Annotated in this window: 20 protein-coding genes and 1 riboswitch; of the genes, 10 read left to right on the plus strand and 10 right to left on the minus strand. The window is 61.0% G+C overall.

The window, feature by feature from the left end; translation table 11 throughout:
* Positions 1-394: 394 nt before the first annotated feature.
* Positions 395-1,801, minus strand: coding sequence for an adenylate/guanylate cyclase domain-containing protein (locus tag KQ933_RS10735; RefSeq protein WP_216758754.1), 1,407 nt, complete (start codon positions 1,799-1,801; stop codon positions 395-397).
* Between the two features lie 415 nt (positions 1,802-2,216).
* Between KQ933_RS10735 and KQ933_RS10740 the strand changes: the two genes are divergently transcribed.
* Positions 2,217-3,545: a DUF2254 domain-containing protein gene (locus KQ933_RS10740; RefSeq protein ID WP_216758755.1), complete on the plus strand. Its 1,329-nt coding sequence runs from the start codon at positions 2,217-2,219 to the stop codon at positions 3,543-3,545.
* Positions 3,546-3,620: 75 nt separating this feature from the next.
* Here KQ933_RS10740 and KQ933_RS10745 read toward each other — a convergent pair whose 3' ends face one another.
* Positions 3,621-4,064 carry an SRPBCC family protein gene (locus tag KQ933_RS10745; protein ID WP_216758756.1) on the minus strand — a complete coding sequence of 148 codons (444 nt, stop codon included), beginning with the start codon at positions 4,062-4,064 and terminating at the stop codon, positions 3,621-3,623.
* 280 nt (positions 4,065-4,344) lie between these two features.
* Here KQ933_RS10745 and KQ933_RS10750 point away from each other — a divergent pair, with 280 nt between their 5' ends.
* On the plus strand, positions 4,345-4,782 hold the full coding sequence (locus KQ933_RS10750; protein ID WP_216758757.1) for a VOC family protein: 438 nt from the start codon (positions 4,345-4,347) through the stop codon (positions 4,780-4,782).
* 35 nt (positions 4,783-4,817) lie between these two features.
* Here the strand turns inward: KQ933_RS10750 and KQ933_RS10755 are convergent, their stop codons facing one another.
* Complete coding sequence (locus tag KQ933_RS10755; protein ID WP_216758758.1) at positions 4,818-5,249, minus strand: helix-turn-helix domain-containing protein; 432 nt, start codon at positions 5,247-5,249, stop codon at positions 4,818-4,820.
* A 69-nt stretch (positions 5,250-5,318) separates the two neighbouring features.
* Between KQ933_RS10755 and KQ933_RS10760 the strand changes: the two genes are divergently transcribed.
* Positions 5,319-6,563 (plus strand): MFS transporter, encoded by a 1,245-nt coding sequence (locus KQ933_RS10760; RefSeq protein ID WP_216758759.1) that lies wholly within the window; start codon positions 5,319-5,321, stop codon positions 6,561-6,563.
* Between the two features lie 79 nt (positions 6,564-6,642).
* Here KQ933_RS10760 and KQ933_RS10765 read toward each other — a convergent pair whose 3' ends face one another.
* Both KQ933_RS10765 and KQ933_RS10770 read right to left on the minus strand, forming a co-directional pair.
* Positions 6,643-6,969, minus strand: coding sequence for a hypothetical protein (locus KQ933_RS10765; protein WP_216758760.1), 327 nt, complete (start codon positions 6,967-6,969; stop codon positions 6,643-6,645).
* A gap of 110 nt (positions 6,970-7,079) precedes the next feature.
* The gene (locus KQ933_RS10770) at positions 7,080-7,838 is read right to left on the minus strand and encodes an SDR family oxidoreductase (protein WP_216758761.1); all 759 of its coding nucleotides are present in this window, start codon (positions 7,836-7,838) and stop codon (positions 7,080-7,082) included.
* Positions 7,839-8,101: 263 nt separating this feature from the next.
* On the opposite strand from KQ933_RS10770, the gene KQ933_RS10775 reads away from it, so the two are divergent.
* The gene (locus KQ933_RS10775) at positions 8,102-8,785 is read left to right on the plus strand and encodes a hypothetical protein (RefSeq protein WP_216758762.1); all 684 of its coding nucleotides are present in this window, start codon (positions 8,102-8,104) and stop codon (positions 8,783-8,785) included.
* A 280-nt stretch (positions 8,786-9,065) separates the two neighbouring features.
* Here the strand turns inward: KQ933_RS10775 and crcB are convergent, their stop codons facing one another.
* The 3 genes from crcB to KQ933_RS10790 form a co-directional block, all read right to left on the minus strand.
* Positions 9,066-9,497 (minus strand): fluoride efflux transporter CrcB, encoded by a 432-nt coding sequence (gene crcB / locus KQ933_RS10780; RefSeq protein ID WP_216758763.1) that lies wholly within the window; start codon positions 9,495-9,497, stop codon positions 9,066-9,068.
* 77 nt (positions 9,498-9,574) lie between these two features.
* Positions 9,575-9,636: riboswitch (Fluoride riboswitch) on the minus strand.
* Between the two features lie 117 nt (positions 9,637-9,753).
* Positions 9,754-9,924: a hypothetical protein gene (locus KQ933_RS10785; protein WP_216758764.1), complete on the minus strand. Its 171-nt coding sequence runs from the start codon at positions 9,922-9,924 to the stop codon at positions 9,754-9,756.
* Positions 9,925-10,046: 122 nt separating this feature from the next.
* Positions 10,047-10,256 (minus strand): cold-shock protein, encoded by a 210-nt coding sequence (locus KQ933_RS10790; protein WP_183736320.1) that lies wholly within the window; start codon positions 10,254-10,256, stop codon positions 10,047-10,049.
* 306 nt (positions 10,257-10,562) lie between these two features.
* On the opposite strand from KQ933_RS10790, the gene KQ933_RS10795 reads away from it, so the two are divergent.
* From KQ933_RS10795 to KQ933_RS10805, 3 genes are read left to right on the plus strand one after another with little or no spacing between them, the layout of a single operon-like run.
* The gene (locus KQ933_RS10795) at positions 10,563-10,889 is read left to right on the plus strand and encodes a hypothetical protein (RefSeq protein ID WP_216758765.1); all 327 of its coding nucleotides are present in this window, start codon (positions 10,563-10,565) and stop codon (positions 10,887-10,889) included.
* The gene (locus KQ933_RS10800; RefSeq protein ID WP_216758766.1) at positions 10,889-11,164 is read left to right on the plus strand and encodes a BON domain-containing protein; all 276 of its coding nucleotides are present in this window, start codon (positions 10,889-10,891) and stop codon (positions 11,162-11,164) included. Before KQ933_RS10795 ends, KQ933_RS10800 begins: the two co-directional genes overlap by 1 nt.
* A gap of 10 nt (positions 11,165-11,174) precedes the next feature.
* Positions 11,175-11,462, plus strand: a complete 288-nt coding sequence (locus KQ933_RS10805) for a hypothetical protein (RefSeq protein WP_216758767.1) — start codon at positions 11,175-11,177, stop codon at positions 11,460-11,462.
* A 123-nt stretch (positions 11,463-11,585) separates the two neighbouring features.
* On the opposite strand, the gene KQ933_RS10810 is transcribed toward KQ933_RS10805, so the two are convergent.
* On the minus strand, positions 11,586-12,467 hold the full coding sequence (locus KQ933_RS10810) for a LysR family transcriptional regulator (protein ID WP_216758768.1): 882 nt from the start codon (positions 12,465-12,467) through the stop codon (positions 11,586-11,588).
* Between the two features lie 106 nt (positions 12,468-12,573).
* Here KQ933_RS10810 and KQ933_RS10815 point away from each other — a divergent pair, with 106 nt between their 5' ends.
* The 3 genes from KQ933_RS10815 (at position 12,574) to KQ933_RS10825 (ending at position 14,818) form a co-directional block, all read left to right on the plus strand.
* Positions 12,574-13,515: an AEC family transporter gene (locus KQ933_RS10815; RefSeq protein WP_216758769.1), complete on the plus strand. Its 942-nt coding sequence runs from the start codon at positions 12,574-12,576 to the stop codon at positions 13,513-13,515.
* A gap of 137 nt (positions 13,516-13,652) precedes the next feature.
* Positions 13,653-14,330, plus strand: coding sequence for a hypothetical protein (locus KQ933_RS10820; RefSeq protein WP_216758770.1), 678 nt, complete (start codon positions 13,653-13,655; stop codon positions 14,328-14,330).
* Complete coding sequence (locus KQ933_RS10825; protein WP_216758771.1) at positions 14,327-14,818, plus strand: hypothetical protein; 492 nt, start codon at positions 14,327-14,329, stop codon at positions 14,816-14,818. Before KQ933_RS10820 ends, KQ933_RS10825 begins: the two co-directional genes overlap by 4 nt.
* 76 nt (positions 14,819-14,894) lie before the next feature.
* On the opposite strand, the gene KQ933_RS10830 is transcribed toward KQ933_RS10825, so the two are convergent.
* Positions 14,895-15,044 carry a hypothetical protein gene (locus KQ933_RS10830; RefSeq protein ID WP_216758772.1) on the minus strand — a complete coding sequence of 50 codons (150 nt, stop codon included), beginning with the start codon at positions 15,042-15,044 and terminating at the stop codon, positions 14,895-14,897.
* Positions 15,045-15,118: the final 74 nt, after the last annotated feature.

Consider the following 15,118-nt stretch of genomic DNA (forward strand, 5'->3'; position numbering starts at 1 on the left):
ATCGTGAAGAGGAAGTCGGGCGAGGAAAAAGGTTACGAGCAGCCCAGAGGAAGTGAACACGACCGAGTTGACTGCGCGGCCATTTTGCTCACGGCACGCGATACATCCAATGGTCCTCACCGAAGGCTTGGTCAAATCATAGGTATCGTCACAACAAGGACGCCGATGAGCGCAGCTGTAAGCACCGATGTTTCGATCAGAAAGACTGCGACTTGCCTTCCCGTCAGGCCAGGAAAAAATTGCTGCATGATTTATTCCTTCTTGAAAAATTTTATTCTACAAGCGCACCGTATCATTGTTTGGCGCCAAATATTTTTTTATTTTCGAAAATACTAAAGTTTTTTAGCGGCAAACGTTTGGCTGCTGCTCGCGGACCGGTCCGACGACGCGGCGCTCACGACAGCGCAAAAATCCTGACTTCCCGCCCGATGCCATGAAGCTCCTCCATCCGCGACACCGAACTGATGCCGCCGTCGCGCAATATTTCGGTGACCTGCTCGTTGCCGACCACCGCCTCCGTCGTCAGGATCACATGCGGTTCGGCGAGCTCCTGCACGCGTGAGGCGATGTTGACAGTCTGGCCGAAATAGTCCTGCCGGTCGTTCATATTGACAGCAAGGCATGGTCCCTCATGGATGCCGATCTTCAGGAGAAGATCCTCGCTACCGCGCTCAGTGTTCAGCTGCAGCATGGCTTCGCGCATCCGAAGTGCTGCCGCCACCGCGCGGTCCGGGCTCGGGAAGGTCGCCATCACGGCGTCGCCGATGGTCTTGACGACGGCGCCAGCCTCGGCCGCGACGATCTCGTTCAGAACCCTGAAATGCGTGCGCACCAGATCGAAGGCCGAGAGATCGCCGACGCGCTCGTAAAGGGCGGTCGAGCCCCTGAGGTCGGTGAACAGGAATGTCAGGCTGGTGATCTTCAGGCGCTGGTCGACGTCGAGCGTATCGGTCCGGTAGATGTCGCGAAAACTCTGGTTCGTCAGAAGCCGCTTGGCCGTTAGGAAAGGCCGCCTGTGGCCCAATATGTCGTGCAGTTCGTCTCCCGCGATGCAGACATTCGGCAGCACCCGGCGATCGGTGTGGTTTTCCACCGTCAGCCGCAGCGGGCCGGGGCGCAGCGAAATCGTTTCGTTCGGCGCATGCCCGTTGCTGAGGACCATCGAGAGGGTCTGCCGTTCGTCCGTCGGTTCGCCCTGCACGTCGATGAACTGCGCAGAATGCGTCACCGCATCGAAGATAATGACGAACGCCGCCGGCAGATGCAGCGAGACGAGAGCCCTCTCGCCCGGCTCCAGCTCGACCTCCTCCAGAAGGACGTGCGCGAACCTTTCTTCGAGATTGTCAGGCAGGTCGACGCCGGTGCTGAAGAAGATCTGGCGGTAATATTCGAGCGAAGGCAGCCGGTCGGGATCGTGGGCGGCGATCCTGCGCACCCGCGGGCTGATGGTGAAGGTGACCTCGACCATCTCGTCGAGGGTCGGTTCGTAGCCGGCAGCGCAGAGCGCGCAGTGATAGCATTCCCGGTCGACGGTTTTGAGCGTCGCGCCGCTGTCGAGCACGCCGCCGCATCCGGGGCAAAGCACGTTCCAGGTCATCTCGAACGCGCCCATGCGGGCCGCATGGAGGAAGGCCGCGATCACTTTCTCTTCATCGAGATGATGCGCCCCAGCGAAGGCGAGCGCATTGATGCGGTTAAGATCGCGATCGGCGCCGTGCCTGACGACATTTTCGATGCAGTCGACCGTCTCGGGATCGGCCGCCTGTCGAAGGGCTGCAAAAAGCACGTCCATTTCGCTCATCGGACAAGTCTCTGTGGGCGCTACGCCACGCCGGACGGCGCCGGCGATAATTATAACACGAGAGTTTCCTGATAGAAATCTTAGCCGGATGTAGCGCTCAAACTTGGAGGCGCCAATCTCTTCATTGCGCTGAATCAAGGTCGAAACGACAAGGTTTCGGCAAGCTGAGGATCGGCATTGCGCCGGGAACCGGTGCGACCCACGTCCCGTGTCTACAGTAACATACGTGGCAGTCGCGCCGGTTCATGCATAATTGCAGGGTCTGTCTCGCGGGCATATCCGGGCGGCGACCGGACACTACAGCATCGGCCCGAAAATCGGGATCGATTTTCGGAAAGCCTGATGCGCAGATTCAAAGAGCTAGAGTATCCTCTGTGCGTCCGAATGGACGCACAGCGCTCTAAGGGGGCCGAACATGGGCTGGAACCGGCTGTATAGCCTGAAGAGCTACATCAAGTCGTCGCTGTGGCTGGTGCCGTTCATAGCCCTGCTCCTCTATATCCTGGCGATCCGCACCGTCTCTCTGCTGGAGCCGTGGCTTGGCTGGATCGAACCTTGGCCTTGGGGCATGGATGGCACCCAAAGGCTGCTCGAGACGATCGTTACGATGACGCTGACATTCGTCGTCTTCACCTTCGGCTCGCTGCTGGTGGCGATCCAGATTGCTGGCGGCCAGCTGACGCCGAGGATCATTGCGACGACGTTGCTGAGCGACAACGCCATCCGCTTAACCGTCGGGCTTTTTACATTCACCCTGCTCTTTTCGACAGGCGCACTGATACGGCTGGAAGCCGCCGTACCGCAGACCATCGTGGAGATCGTGGCCTTTCTCGGTTTTCTGTCCATCGCCGCCTTCCTCTATCTGATCGACTACGCCGCCCGTCTGCTGCGTCCCGTCAGCATCGTCCTGCGCGTCAGCGAGGAAGGTCGCGCTGTCATCGAAGACGTCTATCCCGCGATGGCAAAAGCCGAAGCCGACACGGTCACCACGCACCTGCGCCCCGACACCCAGCCGGACAGGGTCATCCTCTACCGGGGGCGGCCTGCCATCGTGCTTGCCGTCAACAAAAGCCGCCTTCTTGCGCAGGCAGAGAAAACCCGCTCCGTCATCGAGCTCGTCCCGCGCATCGGCGATTTCGTCGCCTCCGGCGAGCCCCTCTTCCGGCTGTACGGCATCCTGTCCCCGGACGAAGACAAGCTGAAATCGCTGATTGCCTTCGGGCCGGAACGCACCCTCGAACAGGACGCGACCTTCGCCTTCCGGATCATCGTCGACATCGCGATCAAGGCGCTTTCGAAAGCCATCAACGATCCGACAACGGCCGTGCTCGCGATCGATCAGCTGCAGCGCCTGCTCTGCTTCGTCGGCAAGCGCGACCTCGGTAGGGAGGAGATCTTCAATCCGGCCGGCGAATTGCGGCTCATCTGCAGGACCCCGGACTGGGAGGATTTCGTAAAGCTGACCTTCAGCGAAATCAGGCTCTACGGCGCCGAAAACTTTCAGATCGCCCGCCGCCTGCGGGCCGTGCTGGAATATGCGCTGCAGGTCCTGCCCGAATTCCGCCGGCCTGCCCTTGAAACGGAAATGGCTCTGCTGGATCGCTCGCTCGCCGAGGTCTACACCTTTCCGGAGGATCTGGAGCTTGCCAGAATAGCCGACACGCAGGGCCTCGGCGGTTCGAAATCCCTTCCCCCGAAAGCGCAATCCGCAACCGGTTCCGTCACCCCTTTTCGCCCTTTGTAGCGGGCAGGAGCACACACGCAAAAGGCCGGGTACGAAAGCAGCTTCCAGACCCGGCCTCCCTTTAAGTCCCGACGCCTATTCCTGAATATCAGGCTCGACGAGACGGGCGAGGTTGCGTAGCGATTCCTGCCAGCCGAGATAGCAGGCCTCCGGCGGGATGAGGTCAGGGATGCCGGCCTGCACCACATGGAGTTCGGTGCCGACCGAAACCTTCGTCAGGGTCACCGTCACGTCCATTTCGCCGGGCAGGTTGGCGTCGTCGAACTTGTCGGTGTAGCGAAGCTTCTGGCCGGGAACGAGCTCCAGATACTCGCCGCCGAAGGAATGGCTGTGGCCGGTGGTGAAGTTGCGGAAAGACATCTTGTGTGTGCCACCCACGATCGGTTCCAGATGGTGGACCGTGCAGACAAAGCCGTTGGGGGGAAGCCACTTGGCAACGGCATCGGCTTCCAGGAAGGCGCGGTAGACCTTGTCCGGGGTGGTTGCCAGGACGCGGTGAAGGCGAATTGTGCTTGGCATGATGATTCTCCCTTTGGATTGAACTTTGGCAATGCCTCTAGGACGGGCCTGATCTGGCCGATCCGACACGGCGCTCGATTTTTTTGCTTCCGCCCTCTCGTCTGCCCGCGATGGAGGACCGCATCCCGACCTTCCGCCGAGGCGGTGCATGTTTCAAGCTTGCTAATTGGAAAACAGCCGATCGGGCGTGGATGGCTGTCGGTATTGGCCTGCCTCAAACGTTCTTTGGTCGACGAGGCAATACTTCGGAAATTGAAACGATAGTTTGGAGATTGAAAACATGGCGCTCAAGCGGATGGACAATGTAGGAATCGTCGTCGAAGACCTGGATGTGACGATCGATTTCTTTCGCGAACTCGGCCTCAATCTCGAAGGACGGGCCATGATCGAGGGAGAATGGGCCGGACGCATCACCGGACTGGGCGATCAGCGTGTCGAGATCGCCATGATGCGCACACCTGACGGACACAGCCGGCTGGAGCTCTCCCGCTTCCTCGCGCCTGATGTCGTCGCGGATCATCGCAACGCACCGGTCAACGCGCTCGGCTACCTCCGCGTCATGTTCGCCGTCGATAACATCGATGACACACTTGAAAGGCTCCGCAATCGCGGTGCCGAACTCGTCGGCGAAGTCGTGCAGTATCAGGAGGCGTACCGGCTCTGCTACATCCGCGGGCCTGAAGGGATTCTCATCGGGCTTGCTGAGGAACTCGGCTGAGTACCGTATCGATCGGGGCTTCGGTGCCCCGATCCTTAGCCGCCCTTCCCCTTGCGCGCCGCCTTGCCGGCACTCGCCCGCTTGCCCGCCACCTCCACCAGCCGGCGAAAGGTCGGGCATTCCATATGCGAGGGCGCCGGGCATTCGGCCACGTGCCGCAGCGTGTCGCGCAGCGCCGAGAGCTGGCGGATCTGGCGGTCGATCTCGTCGGCCTTCTCGTGGAGCGTTGCGCGCGGCAAATCCGGGCCGCCGGTCCCGCCGAACATGCCGGAAATTTCCGTGAGCGAGAAACCGGCCGTCTTGCCCATCGAAATCAGCGTCAGCTGCAACAGCACCTCTGGCGGAAACTGCCGGCGCAAGCCGTGGCGGAAGACCGAAGTGATGAGCCCGACCTCCTCGTAATAGCGCAACGCCGAAGGCTTGATTCCGCTTCGTGCGGAGACCTCTCCGATATCCAGAAATTTCATGCTTGACCTCAAGTCGGCTTGAATTGGTAGCCTGCTCTTGAACGACATTTCAAGCAAGAGGATATCGATATGCAACAGGCAGAAATAACCGGATCGGAGAACGCGGCAAGACGAGGCGCCACACTGACGCTGTCGCTCTCGATGCTGCTCGCCTCGCTCGGCACCAGCATCGCCAACATCGCCCTGCCCAAACTCGCGGAGGATTTTTCGGCGCCCTTCGCCCAGGTGCAGAGCGTCGTCGTTGCCTATCTCGCGGCCCTGACGATCTCGGTCGTCATCGTCGGCCGGCTCGGCGATCTCTATGGGCTGAAGCGCATGCAGCTTGCGGGCCTCGGCCTGTTTGCCATCGCCTCGTTGCTTTCGGCCATGGCACCCGATCTGACGCTGCTGATGGCGGCGCGCGCCGCTCAAGGCGTCGGCGCGGCCTTCCTGATGACGCTCTCGATGGCGCTGATGCGCGAGACGGCGAGCGAGGCGCGCATCGGACGCGCCATGGGCCTGCTCGGCACCGTCTCCGCGCTTGGCACGGCGCTTGGCCCGTCGCTCGGCGGCGTATTGATCCCGCTTGCCGGCTGGCGCGGCATTTTCTGGGTGCAGGTTCCGCTGGCGGGTCTGGCGCTGATCCTCGCCATCGCGACACTGCCGGCTGACAGGGCCAGGGGCAAGACGCGCCCGGCGGGCCTGCTTGCCATGCTGGAACGGCGCCTCGTCCCCAATCTCGTCGTCAACATCGTGGTCGCCGCCGTGATGATGACGACGCTGGTGGTCGGCCCCTTCTATCTCGGCCTGGCGCTTGGTTTGAAGCCGGCCTGGGTCGGCCTCGTCATGTCCGTCGGCCCGGTCATCTCCATCGCCAGCGGCGTGCCCTCCGGCCGGCTGGTCGATGCCTGGGGTGCTGCCCGCGTCCTGTCGATCGGCCTTGCGATGCTCGCCGCCGGCGCTTTCCTGCTGGCGATCCTGCCTGGGCTTTCAGGCGTCGCGGGCTATGTCGCCGCCATCATCGTGCTCACACCCGGCTACCAGCTTTTCCAGGCTGCCAACAATACGGCAGCCCTTGCCGATGTGCCGAAGGACCGGCGCGGCACGGCCTCCGGCCTGCTCGGCCTGTCGCGCAATATCGGCCTGATGTCAGGCGCATCCCTCATGGGCGCCGTCTTCGCCTATGGCGCCGGCACGCAGGATTTCATCCATGCGGCGCCGGCGGCGATCTCAGCCGGCATGCGGCTGACCTTCCTGCTCGCCGGCGGGCTGATGCTGTCAGCCATGGCCGTTGTCTTCGTTGGCGCCTTCGAACGGACATCGGCCAAGGCATAATAGTCCGTAACCTGCCTCGGGCGGTGCTACCGCCGCTAGAGGCAGCCTCTGCTAAAACAGCCACACCACGCAGGGCAACTCAGGCAAATACGGTAATGCAGACGGCCGTCCAGATTAACCCCGTCCCCAGTGCCATCGCTCGCCTGGCGACGGCGACCTTGTCTGCCTCGTCCTCCGCGACAGGTGTGGTCACGATCCAGGGCACGCAACCAAGTGCTGCAAATCCGATGACAGCCACAGTCATCACAAGATAATCGACTGCACGCCAGCTCCCCTGTTCATAGACCCCCCAGTAACCCAGAAAGGCCATTCCGACTGCAAACATGGTGGCGGACGCAGAGCAAAGCCCTGTCACGGAACCGGTCGGTGCATGCAGGTTGCTTTTCTCACGTGTCTGCGAGCTCATGACGCAATATCCACGACGGTTGGCTGTCCCTTCCGCAAATATGTCAGGAATTGAACGCGGCGTGAAGCGCTGGTGCCCCGTATGGGACATCAGCGCGTTCCCCGCCTTTGCTACAGCAGCCGAACCGACATCCCACCATCGACGATCATCGGGCTGCCGGTCATGAAGCTCGACTGGTCCGACAACAGGAAGAGCGCTGCCTGCGCGATCTCTTGAGCCGCGGCCATCCGCTTCATCGGATGCAGGCCCGAGATATAATCGAGGAATTCGGGGTTATTCTCCCCGCCGGCAGGCGTGATGGTGCCGCCGGGAAGCAAGCTGTTGATCCGGATGCCATCGGCCGCGTAATCGGCGGCGACCGATTGCACGAGGCCGATCAGGCCCGCCTTGGAAGCTGCATAGGCCCCCATGCCCGGCAAGCCGCCATTGCTGTATCCGACGAAGGACGAGGTGAAGACGATCGAGCCGCTGCGCTGCGCTTTCATGACCGGCAGCTGCGCCTTCAGCGCAAAGAAGGCGCTCGTCAGGTTCGTGGAAGTCACCGCCTCCCAATTGGCCACGCTCATCTCCGAAAACGCCCCCATCTCGCCGACTATGCCGGCATTGTTGAAAGCGCCGTCGAGCCGGCCGAAAGCATCGAGCGCCCGGTCGACCAGCGCCTTCGCGTAGGTCTCGTCGCGCACATCACCGGCGAGAGACACGGCCGTGCCGCCGCTTTCATTGATCTCGGAAACCAGCGCCGAGAGGTTCTGTGCCCGCCGCGCGCCGAGCACGAGTTTCGCGCCCCTCCCCGCAAACAGCCGGGCGGCGGCCGCTCCGATGCCGCTGCTCGCGCCGGAAATGATGATGATCTTGCCGTCCAGTTCCATATCCAAACCTCCTGTTTTGATGGTCATGGAGGGGTAGGAAATATGAGAAGCGGCAGCCACCCGATTCCGGATCGGCGGCCTGCCAGCCGACACTGAAACCCGTTAACCATCTCCCGCTCTCTAAGACCATAGTCCGGCGGATGCCGGACCTCGGTCCGATGCACGCCCCGCGTTTCGCGCCTAACATCGCCTTCATTCGATAGCGGCCATCCCGAGTCGGCTATCTCACGATTTTTGATGAATTATCCTGCGAGGAGATCCGGATGCGTATCGCAACTCTTGCGTCCATAGCCGCACTTTCGATGATCATGGCGTCCAGCCCGCTGACGATCACCGGCGCCGATATTGCCGCCATGGCAAAAGGCGGTGGAAACGGTGGCGGCAACGGCGGCGGTAATGGCGGAGGCAACGGCGGCGGTGGCGGCAGCAGCAATGGCGGCGGCAACGGTGGCGGACAAAGCGGCAGTCACGAATACCGCGGCCACCAGTCCGGCACTTCCCGGATGGGCATTTCATCGCACGACGGTTCTAAATCCGCGAAGGGCAAATCCGGCGAGGCGAAGACGAAATCGCTCACTGCGAAAAACGCCGCAGCCGATATCAAGCAAAAGAACCTCGCCTCCGAGCTAAAGGGCCTGAACTCTCTCAACCGCAGCTACAAGGCCTATATGCACACGTCCGATCCGAAGATGACCGCGATCGCCGCCTATGCGATGGCCTATGCCCAGTTTGAACTCGATAACGGCATCGAGCCTTCAGTCGACGACCCGGTCCTCGGCGACGCGGCATTGGAGGATGCGCTGGCTTCCGCAACGCGCAGCGGCGAAGTGAGCCCAGAGGTCCTCGCCGAGGCCAAGACCATCCTCGGCGTTGGAGAAGCCGACGGCAAAATCGATCAGATCCGTGATTCCCTGTCCTACTCCGCCCCGACCTCGACAGGGAATTAACGGCTCCTCGATCCGCCGGGCACCATGCCCGGCGGATCGATTGCGCTTGTCATGGGCTTTCCCATTGGCAGGATAGTTTCTTCCCCCTGCAGCTGCACCCGCTTCCCGCGACATCCCCAGCCGACCTGCAACAGGCTTCGAGCCGAGACCGAAAAAACCCGCGAAAGACCTCTTGGGCCGGACCCAGCGTCATAGTTTCGAAAGGGTTCCGAGACAGCGCGGGAGGCGTGATGGACGCCAAGGAACGGGAACTGGCTGACGGCGCCGCAATGGGCTCTTCTTACGCCTGCTCCTCGATCGTCACTTGCGCCACATCAGGCGCGCCGCTGTTGATCCGCGTCGCGATGAAATGGCCGACAGCCACCGCCGCGATGCAGAGCACGACGGACGCCGCAACATTGATGCAGGCCCGCACCACGGCACCTGATCGCAGCAGATCGAGCGTCTGCAGGCTGAAGGAGGAGAAGGTCGTATAGCCGCCACAGAAGCCGACGATCACGAAAAGGCGCATGGTATCGGAGACCGGGAAGCGACCGTTGGCGAGCGTCAGCGCGCTGAAAAAGCCGATCACCAGCGAGCCTGTAATATTGATGATGATCGTGCCCCAGGGCAGACCACGGCTGATCGGCATGGCGAGGACAGAGACGGCGTAGCGGGCGAAAGTGCCCAAGGCGCCGCCGGCCATGACGATGAGACAGGTATAAAACGACATGCTCGCTCCAAAAATCTCGGACGGGCAATAAAAAACCCGCCTTGCAGCGGGCTCCGGACAGATTCCCACCGCGGTTGAACACGGTAGGAGTCATCAGCCTTTACGGCGGTTTCGGGGGTACTCCATCCCCATCGAGGTCGATATATAGCGCGGGCTGCGGTGGAATGGCAAGGGGTGAGAGATGGATGATCTCACCCCGACAGACACCCATGAAAACGCTCGGTCTCCTGGTACGGCCGGCTCGCCCGCCAGACTGTTATTTCCCGCGCGGCGGCCTGCGGGTTTTATCGCTCTTGTCCTTGGCGGAAGATGTCTTTGCATCGAAGGCCTGACCGAAATTGGTGCCTCCCAGGTGCCCGCCGCCGCTGGTGTTGGCCACCTGGCGCGCGGCACGTCTAAGAAGCGCTGCAGCATTCGTCTTCGTCATTGTTGTTCTCCTGAACAAACCGGCTTGAAAACAAAAAGGCCGGGACTGGCCCGACCTTTCCAAGGTTCGCATATCCGCAGTGCCAGTACATCCGTGGTCAAAGCGGGGTGCGAGCCGATTGATTATGCAGAACCGAGGTTCTGCGCCGCGTTCTTGCCGCTGCGGCTGTCGCGGACCAACTCGAAAGTCACCGACTGGCCTTCGCGCAGCGCAGACATGCCGGACTGCTCGACAGCCGAAATGTGAACGAACACATCCGGCGAGCCGTCGGTCGGCGAGATGAAGCCAAAGCCCTTGGCCGTGTTGAAGAATTTGACGATACCAGTATTCATGCACCATTTCCTTTCAATCGCAAAGAATTACCAAGCCCGCTGTGTGCAGGCGATAAATGGTCGAGCTTGAGAGGAAAGATTAGCCAATGCGCATCTTGCGCAGAAACGAAGCTGACGAAGCAAATTCGATAAGCTGAACATAGGGAGCATTTGTGTTCGGAACAAGGTATATTTTATTTTTATTAATTTCGCCGGCTGTTGTGGAGGCAGCAAAAAGGGCGCATCTTGATCGGGTCAGCAGCCATTTTCACGGGCGCTGTTGGTTAAGGGCATCCACACCCTGGCCCCGACCAGAAGGAGGACTGAATGTCTTCCACGATCCTGATGCATCCAATCGCGATGTCCCCAATTACGATGTCTTCGGCCGGCGAAACCGTTCTTGACAGCGACGATATGAATCTGCTGGCCCGTGTGCTCCATCGAGCCGGATATGACCAGGCTGCCGAGCCGGCGCTGTTCGTGCATGCTGCAACCCAGATCCGTTCGCTGTTCGCAAGCGGCATCCGCCATGAAACGATCCTCATGGCAGCGCTTCAGAATGCCAGCGATTATTCCGGCGTGGCCGATCCCTTCGTCAAGCGCCGCTTTGCCATCCAGGGCCTGCCGCCGGTCGGCGCCGCGCCGGCAGCATGATGCGCAAGAGAACGGATACGCCCGTAGGTGAACGGCATCTGCAGCTCGTGCATTCCAGACCGGCCAATGCGGCCGATCTGGAATCCGAAGTCTCGGCATCGCTTCACCGCGCGGGCGATATCGATGCGACCTATATTTTCGTATCGGCGCATGATGGCGGCGTCACCCTTGCGGGATGGGTGCCGCTCTACACCCAGATCGAGCGGGCGGCGGATGTGGCGTGGGGCGTCGGTGGCGTGAGGCACGTTTTAAACGAGCTGTCCTGTTCGCTCTGAAGGGAAACACATGCCGGTACCCTTCGAATCCATGCCGCAGGAAGAACGCCTCGCCATCATCGAGCTGCTGGTCGCCCATCTTGCCACGGCCTCATCCGACGCGGCGGCTGCCGGCAACGCCTCGCTGCACGCCGAAATCGGCAAGGTTTCGGGACGGCTGAAGACCTGCCGCGAGCAGATCTCCGCCAGCGACCCGGCATCCGCCAGGCCCGTCGTCTCCGCAGCGCTGCGCCTGCTGTCGCACCTGCAATCCAGAGCTCCCGGCGCCACGGCATCTGCCCGTACGGATTTCTGCTGATTTGGCAGCCGCCGGGTCGTCCACGCGCAGCGGGTAGTGTGCTGAAGGACCGATCGAGACCCGTGGCTCGACCCCAGTCCGGCAGGACAGAGGGGGGTGAGCCCCACGATACGCCCCTATTCGTTAATCCTCACTCGCACCAGCCGCCGCCTCGAACAACTCCGGCACCGCCGGGTTCCTGCCGGCTCGCGGTGCGCACAGCACCACATCGAATTCCGGTGCATCCACAAGCACCCGCGACACCACACCCTCAGCAAGATCACTGCACAACGATTGCGGGATCAGCGCCACCCCCAGCCCCTCCTGCACCAGCCGGATGATCGTGTGCTGCAGGCGCGGCTCGAAGGCATAATGCGGGATGACGCCGCCGGATGCGCAATAGAGGCCGATCGCCGTGCGCAGCGTTGGCGCCACGGTTGCGGGCGCGGCGATCAGCCTTTCGCCCGCAAGCGACTGCGGCCCGATGGTTTCGGCATCAGCCAGCCTGTGGCCCGACGGCACGATCAGGCACAGCCGGTCGCGGGCGAGCAGTTGCGTGCGCAGATGCGGTGCAGGACCGCCGCCGAAGGTGACGGCCGCATCAAGTTTGCCTTCGGCCAGCATCTCCTCGATATCGGTGGGTATGCGCTCTTCGAGGATGAGGCGCACATCCGGCCGCGCTTCGGAATAAAGCCGCACCAGCGCCGGGATGACGCTATGGGCGGCATGCATCATGAAGCCGAGCTTCAGCTCGCCCTTCATGCCGCCGGCGACCAGTTGCACATCGCGGCAGGCGGCATCGAATTGATCAAGCACGGCGCGGCAATCGGCAAGGAAATGCTGGCCGGCCGGCGTCAGCGCCACATTGCGCGAATTGCGCTCGACGAGTTTTGCGCCGAGCCGCTTCTCGATCGCCGCGATCTGCCGGCTGAAGGGCGGCTGGCTCATGTTCATGCGCGCCGCCGCATGGCCGAAATGCAGCGTTTCGGCCAGCGCCACGAAATAGCGCATATGACGTGTGTCCATTCAATACCCCAGAAGTATCAATCAGCATCCAAGATGACATTGGATTATCTCGATCCCAGGCGATAGGCAATGATCGCCCAGCCAAGAATGACATCCGAGTTGCCCCATGCTGACGAACCTGACGATTGTCCTGCCGATCTTCGCCCTCATCCTCGCCGGCTGGATTGCCCGCAAGACCGGCGCGCTCGGCGAAAATGCCACGCGGGAGGTCAACCGGCTGGTCGTCTATCTTGCCTTGCCGGCGCTGCTCTTCGACATCATGGCCAATGCCAAGCCCGCCGAGATCTGGCAGCCGGGCTTCATTCTCGCGTTTACATCAGGCTGCGCCGTCATCTTCGGCGCCACGCTCTGCTGGCGCATCGCCAAAGGCCGGCATCTCGCCGATGCCGCGATCGACGGGCTGAACGCGAGTTACGCCAATACCGGCTTCATCGGCTTTCCGCTCGTCCTGTCCCTGGTCGGCGACACCGGCATGGCGCCGACGCTGATCTCCACCATTCTCACCGTCTGCGTGCTCTTCGCCGTCGCCATCATCCTCATCGAAGGCGGCCTGCAATCCGAAAATCGCCGACGCGATATCGCCATCAAGACTGCCCGCTCGCTGGCAAAAAACCCGCTGCTCGTCGCGCCCGCGCTCGGCGCGCTGGTCATGGTCTCGGGTGTGGCGCTTCCCGCCCCCGTGCATGCCTTCCTGAAGCTCTTGGGCGGTGCCGCCTCGCCCTGCGCGCTGATTGCGCTCGGCCTGTTTCTCGCCGGCACCAAGGCCGGCGAAGCGAGCGCCCGGGCAACGACGACAAGCATTCTCGTCGGCCTGAAGCTGATCGCGCAACCCGCCGTCACCTGGGTCATCGCCGCACCGCTCCTCAACCTGCCGCCGACCGCCGCCCATACCGCCGTGCTGCTCGCAGCCCTCCCGACCGGCACCGGCCCCTTCATGCTGGCAGAATTCTACGGCCGCGAGGCGAGCCTCACCGGCCGCGTCGTGCTCGCCTCCACGGTGCTCTCGGTGCTGACGATCTCGGCCTATCTGGTGGTTGCAGGCCATTGAGGCGAAGCCGCAGGTAACGAGACCGGGCTTTGACAGGTGAAAACCAGATCGCACACGCAGCAAGCAGAAAAAGAGTAGTTTATTCTTCTCAATAGCTCCTTATACATACAGAAGTTGCAGCGCTTGGGGAGCGACACATGAGACGATTGCTATCGTTTTTGGCTATTATCGGATTGATCGCATCGGTCGCGGCTGCGGAAGATGTAAAAAAGCCAACCGTCGATTTATGGATCAACGAGATTGGAGCCGAAAATCCTCTGATGGAGGCGATCCTCAAAGATCATATGGATGAAGCGGTTCGGATAGACAGCCTGCTTCAGGCGGAGAATCCCGAAGCTGGTCAAAACGCGATGGTCGCAGTCCAGCGGAAATACAGCAACCGTGCATTTTCGCGCGCCAGTGATGCGGCAGCAATCCAGGTGATCAAGAAAAGCGCTGAAATCATCGACTTCTTTAGCGAAAACTATCCGCAAGGCTGCTTCGAGCTGCTCCACAAACAACTGTCATTCAAGGCAGTATCAATCCTCAACGAAAAACGCATCTACTCGCCTTATCAGGAGATCCAGCGGCTTGCTTACGAGGACGGAAAAAACCGAGCACCGGTTGAGAGAATGGACATAGCAACCATGTACGACGTCGTGACCAAGGATTTGGGAGTAAGCGATGATGAGATCGACATGATCGTGAAATCCGAGAGTACTCCCGCGCCGCACCTTTGTTCAATCATGAAAAAGTACCTCAATATCGAGGCCGTACGAGAGTCCCAGAGGGGCCAATATGCAAGGGCGAACATCTCTTCGAAGAGAGCGGAATGACGATATGGCAAAGGTTCATGCACCTATGGCAATATTTTACGCTCGCGTGGATCGTCGCTCTTACACTGGTGTGTTGGCCGCTCGTTGCGAATGACGCGTGGTGGACGGGCACGGCGAAGGTCGAAGATTACGCATTGACCGAGTTGCCGATACGCTGCGTTGAGGCCCGTGGCACATTTGCCGTTGACTATGAAATGCGCGATCCAGCCGAACCATGGAACCGCGACCCCTATGAATCGTACGATCTGGCCTGCTGGTACGGTGAGAAGCAATTCAAAGCTCTCTGGCCGGAACATAAGGATACGCCGTTCGCTGAACTTTCGGTCGCGCAATACAACTCTTTGGGCTGGACGCAGACTGACCCGGCCGGCGCTTACAAGGGGACCAAGTTGGCCGCGCTCATCCTATTCATTCCGCCATCAATATTGCTTTCGCTCGGATGGCTGCTTCGGCTCGCGTATTCAGGTCTACCGCCAACCGCCTCATAGGCACAAGACGTGGCTTTCCCGTCTGGATGCACCGGGTATTCAGCGATCAGAGCGAACCGCCGCTCAATCTGGAGGCCTAGAAGAGCCCGATCAGCCGGGCCGAACTGATCATCAGGCCGGCAATCGCCACCAGCACAAAGGCGCACACGAGAATAAAAAAGATCCGGTTCTTCACAATGTCTCCTTGGGGCTGCTGCGGGCAAGGCGCATCATCGACACCAGCCAATCCGCCACCTCATAACCGATCTCATCATTGCCCACTACACTATAAAAGTGCAGGATCAGCCGCCGCATTCATTC

The sequence above is a fragment of the Rhizobium sp. WYJ-E13 genome (genome assembly GCF_018987265.1).
GTDB lineage: Bacteria > Pseudomonadota > Alphaproteobacteria > Rhizobiales > Rhizobiaceae > Rhizobium.

Excerpts from the sequence above, each read along its gene's own strand:
- KQ933_RS10735 (WP_216758754.1), bottom strand. The coding sequence starts at position 1,801 with ATGAGCGAAATGGACGTGCTTTTTGCAGCCCTTCGACAGGCGGCCGAT.
- KQ933_RS10740 (WP_216758755.1), top strand. The coding sequence starts at position 2,217 with ATGGGCTGGAACCGGCTGTATAGCCTGAAGAGCTACATCAAGTCGTCG.
- KQ933_RS10745 (WP_216758756.1), bottom strand. The coding sequence starts at position 4,064 with ATGCCAAGCACAATTCGCCTTCACCGCGTCCTGGCAACCACCCCGGAC.
- KQ933_RS10750 (WP_216758757.1), top strand. The coding sequence starts at position 4,345 with ATGGCGCTCAAGCGGATGGACAATGTAGGAATCGTCGTCGAAGACCTG.
- KQ933_RS10755 (WP_216758758.1), bottom strand. The coding sequence starts at position 5,249 with ATGAAATTTCTGGATATCGGAGAGGTCTCCGCACGAAGCGGAATCAAG.
- KQ933_RS10760 (WP_216758759.1), top strand. The coding sequence starts at position 5,319 with ATGCAACAGGCAGAAATAACCGGATCGGAGAACGCGGCAAGACGAGGC.
- KQ933_RS10765 (WP_216758760.1), bottom strand. The coding sequence starts at position 6,969 with ATGAGCTCGCAGACACGTGAGAAAAGCAACCTGCATGCACCGACCGGT.
- KQ933_RS10770 (WP_216758761.1), bottom strand. The coding sequence starts at position 7,838 with ATGGAACTGGACGGCAAGATCATCATCATTTCCGGCGCGAGCAGCGGC.
- KQ933_RS10775 (WP_216758762.1), top strand. The coding sequence starts at position 8,102 with ATGCGTATCGCAACTCTTGCGTCCATAGCCGCACTTTCGATGATCATG.
- crcB (WP_216758763.1), bottom strand. The coding sequence starts at position 9,497 with ATGTCGTTTTATACCTGTCTCATCGTCATGGCCGGCGGCGCCTTGGGC.
- KQ933_RS10785 (WP_216758764.1), bottom strand. The coding sequence starts at position 9,924 with ATGACGAAGACGAATGCTGCAGCGCTTCTTAGACGTGCCGCGCGCCAG.
- KQ933_RS10790 (WP_183736320.1), bottom strand. The coding sequence starts at position 10,256 with ATGAATACTGGTATCGTCAAATTCTTCAACACGGCCAAGGGCTTTGGC.
- KQ933_RS10795 (WP_216758765.1), top strand. The coding sequence starts at position 10,563 with ATGTCTTCCACGATCCTGATGCATCCAATCGCGATGTCCCCAATTACG.
- KQ933_RS10800 (WP_216758766.1), top strand. The coding sequence starts at position 10,889 with ATGCGCAAGAGAACGGATACGCCCGTAGGTGAACGGCATCTGCAGCTC.
- KQ933_RS10805 (WP_216758767.1), top strand. The coding sequence starts at position 11,175 with ATGCCGGTACCCTTCGAATCCATGCCGCAGGAAGAACGCCTCGCCATC.
- KQ933_RS10810 (WP_216758768.1), bottom strand. The coding sequence starts at position 12,467 with ATGGACACACGTCATATGCGCTATTTCGTGGCGCTGGCCGAAACGCTG.
- KQ933_RS10815 (WP_216758769.1), top strand. The coding sequence starts at position 12,574 with ATGCTGACGAACCTGACGATTGTCCTGCCGATCTTCGCCCTCATCCTC.
- KQ933_RS10820 (WP_216758770.1), top strand. The coding sequence starts at position 13,653 with ATGAGACGATTGCTATCGTTTTTGGCTATTATCGGATTGATCGCATCG.
- KQ933_RS10825 (WP_216758771.1), top strand. The coding sequence starts at position 14,327 with ATGACGATATGGCAAAGGTTCATGCACCTATGGCAATATTTTACGCTC.